This is a genomic window from Pseudomonas sp. ANT_H12B (genome assembly GCF_008369325.1).
GTDB lineage: Bacteria > Pseudomonadota > Gammaproteobacteria > Pseudomonadales > Pseudomonadaceae > Aquipseudomonas.
Genome location: NZ_VOBI01000007.1, coordinates 1 through 13,132 on the forward strand (window position 1 = coordinate 1; position 13,132 = coordinate 13,132).

Below are 13,132 nucleotides of genomic sequence, written 5' to 3' on the forward strand. Positions count from 1 at the left end.
GGTGTGCCACATCCCTCAAACCCGCGCTACCGGAACAGTAGTCCTGCACTGCTGCCAGTTTTACTTGCTCTGTGTACTTACCCATGACACCCCCAAAGGTTGTGTTCAACCTTTGGGGGTCAGTTCACAGAGCGTGGGAACGATCTTGGGGAGCTACTCGTTGTCGAGGCCCTTGCGCCGATAAGGGAACACATCTATCACCTTCCCGGCACGAATGGCTTCCTGAAGGCTCTTCCAGTAATCGGCGTTGTACAACTCTCCATGCAACTGATCAAACAACTTGCGCTGCCCCGAATCAGCAAACAAAAACGGTGGAAACTCCTCAGGAAACACATCCAGCGGTCCAATCGAATACCAAGGCTCCGACGCCATCTCGTCTTCCGGCGTGCGCGGTTGCGGGATATGCCGGAAGTTGGCCTCGGTCAGGAAGCAGATCTCGTCGTAGTCATAAAACACCACGCGACCATGCCGGGTGACGCCGAAGTTCTTCAACAGCATGTCACCGGGAAAGATGTTCGCCGCCGCCAGTTGCTTGATCGCCAACCCGTAATCTTCCAGCGCCTCGCGGACCTGCGCGTCGTTGGCGTTTTCCAGATACAGGTTCAACGGCGTCATCCGCCGCTCGGTCCAGCAGTGGCGGATCAGTACCGTATCGCCTTCCACCGACACGGTGGACGCTGCCACCTCAAGCAGTTCTTCCAGGCACGCCGGATCGAACTTGCTCAACGGAAAACGGAAGTCGGCGAATTCCTGGGTGTCGGCCAGGCGTCCGACCCGATCGACACTTTTCACCAAACGGTACTTCTCGATCACCGTGGCGCGGTCGACGTTTTTCGACGGCGAGAAACGGTCCTTGATGATTTTGAATACCGTGTTGAAACCCGGCAGGGTGAAGACGCTCATGACCATGCCGCGTACACCGGGCGCCATGATGAACTGGTCGTCGGTGTTGGCCAGATGGTTGATCAGCGCCCGGTAGAACTCGGACTTGCCGTGTTTGTAGAAGCCGATCGAGGTGTACAGCTCGGCAACGTGCTTGCCGGGCAGGATGCGCTTGAGGAAGCCGATGAACTCCGCCGGTACCGGCACATCCACCATGAAATATGAACGGGTGAACGAGAAGATGATCGAGACGTCCGCTTCATCGGTGATCAGCGCGTCGATCTGAATGCCGCGACCTTCACGGTGCAGCAGCGGAATCACCAGCGGCCATTGTTCATCCTGGGTGTAAATGCGTCCGACCAGGTACGCGCCCTTGTTGCGGTACAGCACTGAGGAAAACAGTTCGACGCTCAGTTCCGGGTCCTTGCACACCCAGTCCGGCAGGTTCTCGCGTAATTGCGCTTCGAGGCGGCGCAGATCGCCGGCCAGGTCAGCGTAGTCTTCGCTGAAGCGGTAGTCGGCAAAAATGCTCGCCAACATGCCGGACAACTGGCCCTGAGGCTTGTACGTGCGGGTTTGCGCGGCGCGAGCCCGGCGCAGGCTCGGCCGGGTCGTGTGGATGAACATGCAGCCGTCGCTGATCAGGTCGTGGCTGAACAGCCCGCAGAAGATCGAGTTGTACCAGGTCTCGGACAGTTCATCGTCGAAACGCAGGTCGATCAGGCTGATGTAAGCGCTCTTGACCAGCGGCCAGCAACTGACATCCAGCGTATCGGCGTCGAAAGCGATGTGCAGCCGTCCTACCGTTTCGCCAACTTTTTCTTCATACAGATTGATCCGCGCGGCCGATGCCGATTGCGTCTCCTGCCACTTGGCTTGCTCGAAACGCGCCCGGGCACCGTCGGTGATCTGACGGAAATGCTCGCGGTAATCGTCAAAGCCATCGAGGATCATTCGGGCGATGTCGGTGGCTGGCCATTGCTGCGGCATGGTGAGACCTCTGCGGGAATTGCGGAAGCCTGAGCTTAGCCAGTGAACCGGGGGCAGGAGAAGCGTAATTTTCGGCCCGGGTTAATTGCTCGTTTTTCGGTTGCCATCGATCAGGCGCTCGGCAACACTCTCGTCCCCATCAAGGAAGGAACGCGTTGTGAACCCCGTCGATATTTTCCGTTTACTGTCGCTGGCGGCTATTTGGGGTGCGAGCTTTCTGTTCATGCGCATCATTGCCCCGGTAATTGGCACAATCCCCACTGCGTTTTTCCGCGTATCGATTGCCGCTGTCGGGCTGCTGGTGATCCTCGGGCTGATGCGCATCAGTTGGGATTTCAAAGGCAAACTCAAAACCGTGATGCTGCTCGGGGTGATCAACTCCGGGATTCCGGCGACCCTCTATTCGGTAGCGGCGCAGGTGCTGCCGGCCGGCTATTCGGCGATTTTCAACGCTACCACGCCACTGATGGGCGTGTTGATTGGCGGTCTGTTCTTCCATGAAAAACTCACGGGCGCCAAGCTGGGCGGGGTGTTCCTCGGGCTGTTTGGCGTCGGCATCCTGACGCGTGCCGGTCCGGTGGCGTTCGACATGGAATTACTGATGGGCGCCCTCGCCTGCTTGCTCGCGACCACTTGCTACGGCTTTGCGGGATTTCTCGCGCGCCGTTGGCTCGATCAGGCCGGCGGTCTCGACAGTCGCCTGTCGGCGGTGGGCAGCATGCTCGGGGCGACCTTGTTTTTGTTGCCCTTGTTCGGTTACAGCGTGATCAGCCAGCCGCCCGCGAGCTGGGGTGGCTGGAATGTCTGGTTATCGTTGCTGGGGTTGGGGTTGGTGTGTACAGCCTTGGCGTACATTATTTACTTCCGTCTGCTCAGCTCGGTCGGGCCGGTGAAGTCGATGACCACGACCTTCCTGATCCCGCCGTTCGGGGTGTTGTGGGGGGCGCTGTTGCTGGATGAGCCGTTGTCGATGGCGCACATCTATGGAGGGGTGTTGATTGCGGCGGCGTTGTGGTTGGTGTTGAAGCCTGCGGTGGTGAAGGCTGTTGGGGTGGCTGCCAAGTAGCTTTGCGGTGTTGCTGATGACGCCTTCGCGGGCAAACGAAGAAGCTTTGTGCGTGAGCGCCCGCGCGCAAAACCCACAGGCGCAGGAGACGCAGTTGAGCTGGGCGGAACTGCAAAACATGACCTGGGTGCTGCAACAGCATCCAGGCCCGATGCGCGCGATCATCAATCAGGTGTTTCACAACGCGCGGGTGGACATCCCCAGCAGCATCGTTGATACCACCTCGATCATGACCTTGCTCTCGTTGGTCTCACATCCAGGACCATGATCCGGGCGATGTGGGTGACGGTGTTGATGTCGTTTTCGGCGCAATCGGGCAGGCTGGCGCAGGCCATGAGGTGCAGGTATTTGAGGACGGCGTTGAGGCGTTCGCTGACACAGTTGTGGAGTTCGCGTATCGGGGCGTCGCTGTCGATGAGCAGGACGGGGTAGTCGGTGGCAAATGGGACATGGGGGTGAAGCGGCGAGGCGGGTTATTCATTGGCATAAGTAAATCTTCCTGTACGTACAAGAAGAGCTACTACCGTTCGCTGCGAAACGAATGGGTGGTAGCTGTGTGCGGGTTCGCAGACCGAGGCACAAAGAACCCGGCAGACCCGAAGATCTCCCACACACAGCCACCATAAAACGGACTACGGACGCTAAGGCGACCCTCGTTGTTTGTTATGGATGCTTGGTTACTATTTGTGCCGTAGGGCTGCGAAACGCTGTCGCCAGCTGTTGTCAGCGACGGAGCGAACTATAAGCGGCGGTTTTAGCGACTGCAAACCGAGGTTGTAGGAGCGAGCACGTCACTGTGGCGAGGGCGCTCGCCCCCGTTCGGCGGCGCAGCCGTCGTAAAACCGGACATCGCGGTGTACCTGTAGGAATGGGTCGTCAGGGTTTAGGGCTGCTTCGCAGCCCAGCGGGTGCAAGCTCCCTCGCCACTATGGGAGCCGTCCTACACGTATTACGGACATGCAAAACATCAAAAAATCGCTGCTTTCGTAGCGCCTATTTCTGCGAAACAAACCTGCCCTTTCGCGTACCTTGCGGATAGACAGAGCGTGTCGCCTTGTCCAGATACCCTCCCTGACGCACAAAACTGACCGCTTCGTTATTACGACGACTGCGCATCCAGGTGATCCATTGCAACAGTTCAGGGTGCCCCAGCTCTTCGATCAACAATAAAAACTGCTCACGCCAGCGTGTACTGCCGCCCATGCCCAGCCCTGAGCGCCGTTTAAGGTCCGGGATACTTTGGCCATCCATCACCTCTTTCACGAAATCGACCCAGAGTTCAGGTCGAATCATCCCGACCAGCGGTGTCCCGGACAGAATGGAAAAGCAGGTCACGCAGGGATCGCACTTGAAATTCGGACGAACGCCTTTATTTCGATAGGTCCGCGTTCCCCCACACCTTGGACACGTCGCGTGCTGTGCATTCAGCATCGTCTCGATCCAGGTGACGACCGCCTGCTGTTGCGCCGCGATGTGCTCGGGTGGTTGCAGGTTTTCCCGGTAATGGCGTGTCGTCCACCACTGATGCAAATCAGGGCACTCCTCAGCCACCACCTCCCGAACCGCCTGCCCCCAGCTGAAGTAGACCTTAGGAGTCACTTCCAAGCGAGACGCTATCTGGACGCTGGACCAACCGGCCAGCAGGTACACCGCAAACGTTGACCACAATTCCATCCGATGCATGTTCGCAAAGGGTGAATCGCTCAAACTGTTGCAGCTCTTGCGGCAGGAGCGACAGTAGTAACGCGGGAGCCGTTGTCGGCCGCGATTGTTATGGAGGGTCACGTTGGTATTGCCACACCAAGGGCAGTACCGCACGGGTCGACATGGCAATTCGTGCAGATAGCGGATCAAACGATCGGCGTCGGGGCGCAGGTTTGCCGGGAGGCACACGTCGTAGTCCGGCAGATCATCGTGTCCGGGGATTGGGAGTGAGGGAAGTTGGTTCATTAGCGTTTTAAGACTGTTCCATAAGCAACGCTTGTTCCGCCTGCGCGGCCAGTTCAGCGTCGCGTTTGACGATGGCGTCTTCCAGCTCTGGAGAGCGTTTAGCCCACTGCTCGGGGGGTAATGGTTTTGACCATTCGATGATGTCGGGATAGGGCAGGTTTGGCGGATGCGAAAGTTTCAAATCCTGAAGTTTCTCTGCCAAATACGTCCCCAAAATCGTTATGCAAAATATTCCCCATAAAACGCCTAACAAGTTGCCCTTGCGCAAGTCGGTGATGATCGAACCAATTTGCGTTTCTTCGTAGGGTGCAACGCCAACGCGACTTTCAGGGACAGCCTCCGGACTAATTTCCATGTAACTGCGCATGCACTCCCACAACGCCATCGCCGTGGTGCCGCCACCACAGTTGAAGCCTAGGGAGAAATGCTTGTTATCTTCCTTGGCCTGCGGGTCTGGGTTTTCGAAACCGATGATCAGTAAACCCATCGTGGCCTTACCGGCCTGACTGACTGACGAGTGCTGGGTGGCGGCTGCCGTCACGGTTTCCCACGGGACGATCCAGTACTGGCCATCGTCGCGGGGGACGCAGACTTCTCGGCGTTGACGATTGAAGCGCACCGGTAAAGGGACTTCACGGAAGAGGCCTTGGACCACAAGCAAAATAGGGATGCCCACGATGATTAGCGCTCCGCCCCATATCAGAGGATCGGGAGTGATGTAGTTCAAAAGCGCAAACAGCAATACCATCGGCCACAGCACCATCACCGCCGAACCGATGCTGTAGTTGCCTATATCGAGAAACACCTCGTTCTTGCGCCAAATGGTGTTGAGCACGTCCTGCGGTCTTTCTCCGGTAGGGATCGGCAACGGCGCCAAATAGTCATTGCGAGAAAGCATCCGTTTTTTCGTGGTGCCTGCCGGTGGCGTGCTCATGCGGCATCCCTGGTCTGCGCGGCCAGTTCAGCCTCGCGTTTGGCGATGGCGTCTTCCAGCTCTGGAGAGCGTTTGGCCCACTGCTCGGGGGGTAATGGTTTTGACCATTCGATGATGTCGGGATAGGGCAAATCGGGCGGCGGATTCAGTTTCCACCGTTCAAGGACGTCGATCAGCAGCGTGTTGAAAATGAAAATCCCGCAAAAGCCTTCCCACAAGATAGTTAAAGGCCAACCTCTCAATTTTGCGGCTTTTACAAGGTCGTCCAGATAGGTCGCCCATATTCCTTTAGACCTGTCGAAACGGGCTGTTTGATCCTCAACAGCGTGCGACCCAATCTCCATGTAACTGCGCATGCACTCCCACAACGCCATCGCCGTGGTGCCGCCGCCACAGTTGAAGCCCAGTGAAAAATGCTTGTTGTCTTCCTTGGCCTGCGGGTCCGGGTTTTCGAAACCAATGATCAGTAAACCCATCGTGGCTTTACCGGCCTGGCTGACCGACGACTGCTGGGTGGCGGCGGCCGTCACGGTTTCCCAAGGGACGATCCAGTACTGGCCGTCGTCGCGGGGGACGCAGACCTCCCGGCGTTGGCGGTTGAAGCGCACGGGTAAGGGAACCTCGCGGAACAGGCCCTGGATCAAAATCAGTGCAGGAATACCCAAAATAACCGCCCCTAGGATCAAAACACCTTGGCTGTAATCAGGGTCAAGATTTCGAGTGAAGAAAGATATGGCTAAAAACACCATCAGCGTCGGCCACATCACCATCACCGCCGAACCGATGCTGTAGTTGCCTATATCAAGAAATACCTCGTTCTTGCGCCAAATGGTGTTGAGCACATCTGAGGGTTTTCTACCCGTAGGAATGGGCAACGGCGCCAAGTAATCGTGGCGCGAAAACATCCGTTTTTGCGTGGTGCCTGCCAGTGGCGTGCTCATCGTTTGTCCTTGGGTTGCAGGTAAATGGCACCGGGGTGGTCTTCGCCGAGCGGGTAGTTCGGGACACGATCCAGTTGCGGCGTCGGATCCGCCCACAGCGCTATCACATCGGTGGTGTCATTCAGGGTAAAGGCAAGCCCTCGTTCGCCGCCGATAAAGGTGCTGGCCCCGAGCATCGCGGTCAATGGCGTGCGATAACGCAAGCGCAGGGAAACAGTGCTGGGTGTGGTGCCCAATACACTTTTCAGCGTGTTGAATGGGCCACTCAAGCGTAGGCCCTGACCTTCCTGGTGCGGTATCCACTGACAGACGCTGCTGGACAACCAATGAGGTGTAATGTCTCGCCAGGGACGCGGTGCTTTGTAGTGGTTGAACGGGCGGTTTTTGATCAGGTCGCGGGAGGCCTGGGTATCCAGCGGGTCACCGACCATGCTCAGTTCCAGATAGGCACTGCCCGGCTCCGCCCCTGGTAAATCGATAGTCAGGGCATTGATCGAGCTGACGAAAGCGAGGCCTGAAGGACCATTACCAGCGGTCGACTCCGAGCTGCTTTGCATGCTGACCCGAGGTGCATACAGGATGAAATACAGCCGATCGAGTTCGTCCACCTGGGCTTTGGGCGCGATAGGTGCCAGATCGATCGCCCGCTCTTTTGACCAGCAGCAAAAATTCAGGAAGTTTTGCAGCGGGGTTTGCTTCCAGAGCGTGGTGATCAGGTGCAGAACACCCAGCCCGAGAATGAGCCAGTTCAACGGCCCCATGTACAGCGTGTAACGCAAGATGGCGACTTCGGTGGTTATAGAACCCGCCAAGGCGCGGGCAGTGTAGCCAAGCCCTAACAGCGCTTGGGTGCCAAAAGCCGCTATTTGTCCACCGACTGCGATCTGGCGCAGTTGCAGCCACGGGTCGACTCGGTTTTGGACGCTCTCAAGTTGCTTTTTCAGGGAGTTGAACTCTGCGAATGCCGCAGCAGCCGACAATCCACCAATCACCCCACCAAACAGCGTCAGCGTCGGAGCCGCAGATAAGCGAATAAAGAACCGATCCTTCCCAAACCCCTTCCGCACCTGACTATCAACCACCGCCACCAAAGCCGCCGCCGCATACAACGTCGCCGACACCGTGTCATTCACCCGCCGGCTGTCCATCCCCTCCAACACCCCGGCCTCTCTCAAATAGTTATGCGCATTCAGCACGTTCAACAACAACGTCGCCAACGGCACTACCCCACCGCTATTGGCCACAACTGGCGAATTAACAATCCGTCCCTCACGCCCCGCGCCAATGGCCTTCCCGGTCGCCTTCGCCCAGTCGCCCAGTGCTTCGGCCTGTTGCCCCAACAACTTCCACACCTGCCGGCCGCCCTCGGTGACGAACTGCAAACGCGTGTCGCTGCCCAGCCGCGCGGCGATGAGGACGCCCATCCAGGAGCGGCTGAAGGCGCCGTCACTCTTGAGTAACAACAGCGAAGCCGCCAGCCGGTTGACCAACATGCTCCATTGGCTGCTCGCGTCTCGGGCCATGGCCGCGATGTCATCCAGTACCAATGCGCTCAACGGCGCCAAGGCCTGATGGGTGGCGCTGATGTTGTCGGAAGCCAATGCCGCCATCAGCTCGCCCAGGCGAGAGGTGTTGTTAACAGCCGCATCGATCGAGGGGGTCCAGGCGTTGAACAGTTGCTTCAGCGCGCCGCCGTCGGCGGTGCGCACGTAGTCGGCGTATTGCTCGGCGCCTTGGGCACGGAGGCATTGGGCGGTCAGGCAGCCGGTGGCCAGTTCGGTCAGCCAATGCCGCGTTTCCAGGTCGTGGTAATCGACAAACCAGGTGCCGCTGAGCGAGCGGTTGAGGTACACGCCCCGGTCGGCAAACAACGCGGTGTGACGCTGTTCGATCTGCTGGTAGTGCGTCGCGGCCGTCTGCGCGAACCAGGTATTCATCGCCTCGAGGTCGATGTATTCGCCGACCTTGGCACTGAAGTGATGGTTGTTGAGGTTGGCGTGTTTTTCGGCACGGTATTCGCGGACGACGAATTCCACTTCGTTGTACAAGTCCGCCGGAATAAAGGCCCGCACCGGAGCGACGATGGCTGCGATTCGCGCATCGCGGGCGGCGGTTTCGGCCTGAGTGGGCTGGCCGCCGTATTGACGGGCCCGGGTTTCGGCCTTGAGTTCTTCATCCAGCCGAGGCTGGGTGTCGAGCATGACTTGGCCCTGTTCGGGCGTGAGGGTGATATCGCGATCCTTGTAGCGGTAGCTGATGGACCCGGCCAGTTCGGCGCCATCTTCAGAGATCAGGCTGCGAATAAACCCACCGATGCTCAGCCGCAGGTTGTTATCACCTAGCCATTTTTCGTGACTCGCCTCGACCCATTCCTGTTCGTGGTTGATGTCCCGTAGCACGCCCAGATCGTCATCCAGGCAGGCGAACACGGGAAATAATTCCTTGGCTTGTGCCTTGGCGCTGTCCAGCCAATCCTGAGTGCCCTGACCGTCCCATGGTTCGGCGCTCCACTCGCCCGGCGGTTGATCGCCGGCCTCGGGGTGCTGGGCGAGGACTTTTTCACGCTCGCGGGCGCCATGCATGGCGTCGGTGTAGGCCTTGATGTTGACCGGGGTCGGTTCTTTCATCAGCGTTGCACCCAGCGCTTCGATATCCTCGACGCCCCTTAGCTGGTCCACTTTCATCGACCGGGAGAAGGTGCCGGGGATGAGTTCGGCCATGACCTCAACGGCTTTTTCCAGCGGCGGGCAATGCTTGGCTTGCAGTTCATTGGCCACGGTACGCAACGCCACATGGCGCATGTGCGCACGGCGTTTGGCGCTGCTGTCACTCAGCGATTGGCAGTGCTCGGCGTTCAGAGGGAACTCGCTGTAAAGCATCCAGGCATCGTGGATTTTTTCCAGGGCCAGGCCCGTCAATGTGCCGTCGAGCACCAGGGTTGCATCGGCGTGGAGCGCTTGCTCTTTGAGCAGGCCCTTCGGCGAGACGGCATACCGTTTAAGGGGGCCTTTGTCCTGCCACAGATAAACAAATCCGCCCCGCAAGCGACGTGCCGCCATGGGACGACTTTGCGTGGTGACGCCGGGAATGCAGCAAGGACTGTCGGCCTTTTCTTCAGCCAAGGCATAACGCACGGGGACCACGAACAGCTCGGATTGGCTGGCTGGGCACGGCGCCATCGGGCTGTTGATATCGACATGAGGCTGAGCCTTGGCGGCGCGTTCGGCCTGAGCGGCGCGGTCGATCATCGCCAGTTTTTCTGCGCTCATACGCCGGACTCCTTGCCGATGAGCTGCTGACGCGTCAGTTCGGCATTCAGGTTATCCAGCCGTTGCTCGGGCGATACACCGGGCTCTGCCAACATGCTTCGGTAAGCGGCGTGAGCCGGTGCATCGGGAAAGTCAGTGCCCAGCACGGCGTGGAAGCGAGCCCAGAGCAGCACTTCATCAATGGCGCTGTAACCGTGACGACCAGCAGTGTGCTGGCAGTGAGACGCCCACTGTTGCAGCGCAAAGGCGTCCAGTCCTTGCAGGTGTTCAGAAAAGTACTGCTGGCAGTGTTCGATCAACCGTTGGGCGAAGCGCTGTCGTTGGGCGGTGCCCAAGTGCTCCAGTTGCTCCGAAGACAGGAATAACCAAGGCTCATGCGCATACAGTGCAGCGGGTTGATCCGGGTTTTCTTGATGGATATCCCGTTCCGGGAGCCGGATCAGTCGCACCGGCCCCATCAAGCGATCACGCTCGCCAGCGGCCAACGGCGCTAGCCACAAAGCCGTAATACGAGGGTCGTGGTAACGGAACAAAACCGTGACATCCCCTTCGACACGAACGTGAATCAGGCTACGTAAATGCTCGAGCACAACAGCTTCTTGTGCCTCTGACTCCAGCCAAATTCCACACGTCGCGCTCCAGTCCCGAAAAAAGGTCTGGGCCAGCGGGTTATTAGAGGAAACAGGCACCAGTACCGGCCCGGCTTCCTCCAACGGGCTATAGACAGTTGTCTGATAGAGCGATTGAAACGTCGTGCTCCCCAGCTCAAACAGACGCTCAGGCAGACGCTCAATCTGGGCACGATCCAGCAGCAGATAAGCCTGACTCATGCCGATATCTCCGCCAGTTTTTGACACACGGCACAGATCGGTGCGGCCTGTTGTGCTGCCTGAGTCAATGCCCGTTTTTGCGCGGCCAGGGATGGTGCAATCAAGGCCTGCGGCGCCACGGGGATCAATGAGCGAGCAGCCTCCGGAGCTATCCCGGCCAACGGCGCGCCACCCTCGACAATGGCCACACTGCTGAAAATCCCGCCGGCGTTGATCACGATGTGCTGACCGCCAGCCTTGAGCGTCAGGCTCATCCCCGCATCAATCACCACGTTGGCGGCGGTGACGTGAGCCTGCGAACCGGCCTGAATCACCAGCGTGCCGCCTGCCGTGGAGCTGCTGTTGCCGGTGATAGAGATCAGCTCGTTGCCGCCGATCACCGTGTTGCGCACGCCTTGGGTGGTGTGCAACTCGTCGCCCTTGATCAGGCTGGCGCTATGGTTGTCCACCTGTTCAAAACGGTCGTTGTTGATCAGGCTGTGGCTGTCGCGGGTGATCTGCTCGCGGCGGTCGTTGCCGATCTTGGTGTCGCTATCGTTGAGGATCAGTTGCTCGAGGTCGCGTTGGGCGCGCAAGTAGATTTGCTCTTGCCCGGCACGGTCTTCAAGCGACAGTTCGTTGTAACCGCCGGTGTGCGGGGAGCTGTGGCTGCGCAAGACGGTCTTGGTTTTATGCTCGGGCAACGAATACGGGACTGAGGTGACGGTGTTGGCCACGCACCCGGTAATGAGCGGATTGTCAGGATTGCCGTCCAGATAAGTGATGACGACTTCCATGCCGATGCGCGGGACGGTCACCGCCCCAAAGCTGTCACCCGCCCAACTGGAGGAAACCCGCAGCCAGCAACTGCTTTTTTCACTGTTGAGTTCGGCCCGGTCCCACGGCAGTTCGACCTTCACACGACCGTATTCGTCGCAATAGATCTCCTCACCGGCCGGCCCGGTAACACGAGCAGTCTGGCTGACCAGCACAGTTTTGCGTGGGCGCATCGGTGGCCGATAAAACACATCCCAGGGAATGGCGCTGAAGCTGTTTCGATAGCCTTGAGTAAAACCGTCTTCAGGTTTGACGTCGCTGGTAATGGCCTCCTCCAGTGACTGCGGCTGTTTCCCAGCGTGCGTCACGCTGAGCAACAACCACAAATCGTTGCAGGTTTTGCGCGGGTGTTCGGTCAGGTCGAACAAGTGACCGCAGCGCAGCGTGGGCTGATCGCTGTTGCCCTCGGCCAATTGGTAATCGGTGCGGTGGCGCTCCAAGGCCTGGCGAGCGAGTTGTTTGCCGCGTTTTTCGCTCTCGATCAACACCGGGTAACGGTAGTCTTCCAGCTCAGGGCTGAACTCGGCGGTGAAGCGGCTTTCCAGCAACAGGCTCGGCCGTTTCAGGTCATAACCCCGGCGCGTGGTGGTGCTGGTCCGGGTGCGGAAACGCATGGAAAACTGGCTGACCACCGGGTGCTCCGCCACCATCCCGGAGTCTTGCTGATAAGGGGTTTCGCCCAGTTTGGGGAACCAGGTCTGGTCGTCGGTGAACACCAGCAGATGACCGTCAGCCGAATGCTGGTGATGCCAGGCGATGCCAGGCGATGCCGTCCTCGGCGCACAGGCGCTGGACGAACTCGAAGTCATTTTCCCCGTACTGCGTGCAGTACTCGCGCTCGGGGCTGGTGCTGACATGGAAGGTAAACGCATCGGCCTGAATGCCGTGGCCTTTGAGCACCTGAGCGATGATTTGCGGCACCGTCAGGTTCTGGAAAATCCGCTGATTGTGGCTGAACTGCAAGTAGTGCAGCGCCGGTACCAGGGTCAGGTGATAACGGGTCAGCCGTTTACCGGCCTCACCGACGAATACGTCTTCGATCCGGCCATGAAGGCCTTCGCCGTCATGACCGAACTGGAGAAAGGCGGGCTGGCTGAGCAGGCTTTCGAGATCAAAATCCGGGTGTTCGCTGACCAGTTCAACCTGGATCGCGTACAAGGCGCTGATGGCCTCAACACCGTCAAAGGCGAGCACTTTGAAATCGTTACGAACAGTGGGGATCAACAGCGAGAAGTACGCTGAACTGGCCGATCCGAACATACGCTTATCCTTAAGCAGAGGAGAAAAGCGCGATATCCAAACCGTCCGTGGTCTGTGCACGCGAAATTGGCGGGCACGTTAGCAACGGAGAAAAATGATTTATGTAGGACAGGTCTGCGAATACAGTCAGACCTTTCCGCGTTGCAGGCGGTTACGTCTATGACATGAGTGGCCTGACCGTAAAAAGCAATAAA

General features: G+C 58.6%; 7 protein-coding genes and 3 pseudogenes. 2 read left to right on the top strand and 8 right to left on the bottom strand.

Annotation, left to right across the window (positions count from 1 at the left end; genetic code table 11):
- Nucleotides 1-153: 153 nt before the first annotated feature.
- On the bottom strand, nt 154-1,872 hold the full coding sequence (gene aceK, locus FQ185_RS12450; protein ID WP_149417706.1) for a bifunctional isocitrate dehydrogenase kinase/phosphatase: 1,719 nt from the start codon (nt 1,870-1,872) through the stop codon (nt 154-156).
- Between the two features lie 157 nt (nt 1,873-2,029).
- Between aceK and FQ185_RS12455 the strand changes: the two genes are divergently transcribed.
- Complete coding sequence (locus FQ185_RS12455; protein ID WP_149417707.1) at nt 2,030-2,938, top strand: DMT family transporter; 909 nt, start codon at nt 2,030-2,032, stop codon at nt 2,936-2,938.
- Nucleotides 2,939-2,972: 34 nt separating this feature from the next.
- Nucleotides 2,973-3,188: pseudogene (locus FQ185_RS12460) on the top strand (LysR substrate-binding domain-containing protein); the annotation flags it as partial.
- Here the strand turns inward: FQ185_RS12460 and FQ185_RS30555 are convergent.
- The 7 genes and pseudogenes from FQ185_RS30555 to FQ185_RS12495 form a co-directional block, all read right to left on the bottom strand.
- Nucleotides 3,166-3,425: pseudogene (locus tag FQ185_RS30555) on the bottom strand (fructose-bisphosphate aldolase). The pseudogenes FQ185_RS12460 and FQ185_RS30555 sit on opposite strands and share 23 nt — an antisense overlap.
- A 506-nt stretch (nt 3,426-3,931) precedes the next feature.
- A complete protein-coding gene (locus tag FQ185_RS12470; RefSeq protein ID WP_149417708.1) occupies nt 3,932-4,645 on the bottom strand; it encodes an IS1 family transposase in 714 nt (237 codons plus the stop codon).
- A 250-nt stretch (nt 4,646-4,895) separates the two neighbouring features.
- Nucleotides 4,896-5,822, bottom strand: coding sequence for a hypothetical protein (locus FQ185_RS12475; RefSeq protein WP_149417709.1), 927 nt, complete (start codon nt 5,820-5,822; stop codon nt 4,896-4,898).
- Nucleotides 5,819-6,763 carry a hypothetical protein gene (locus tag FQ185_RS12480; protein ID WP_149417710.1) on the bottom strand — a complete coding sequence of 315 codons (945 nt, stop codon included), beginning with the start codon at nt 6,761-6,763 and terminating at the stop codon, nt 5,819-5,821. The genes FQ185_RS12475 and FQ185_RS12480 overlap by 4 nt, the downstream gene beginning before the upstream one ends.
- Nucleotides 6,760-10,032, bottom strand: coding sequence for a toxin VasX (locus FQ185_RS12485; protein ID WP_149417711.1), 3,273 nt, complete (start codon nt 10,030-10,032; stop codon nt 6,760-6,762). Before FQ185_RS12485 ends, FQ185_RS12480 begins: the two co-directional genes overlap by 4 nt.
- Complete coding sequence (locus FQ185_RS12490) at nt 10,029-10,862, bottom strand: DUF4123 domain-containing protein (protein WP_149417712.1); 834 nt, start codon at nt 10,860-10,862, stop codon at nt 10,029-10,031. The genes FQ185_RS12485 and FQ185_RS12490 overlap by 4 nt, the downstream gene beginning before the upstream one ends.
- A pseudogene (locus tag FQ185_RS12495) lies at nt 10,859-12,938 on the bottom strand (type VI secretion system tip protein VgrG). Before FQ185_RS12495 ends, FQ185_RS12490 begins: the two are co-directional and overlap by 4 nt.
- Nucleotides 12,939-13,132 lie beyond the last annotated feature (194 nt).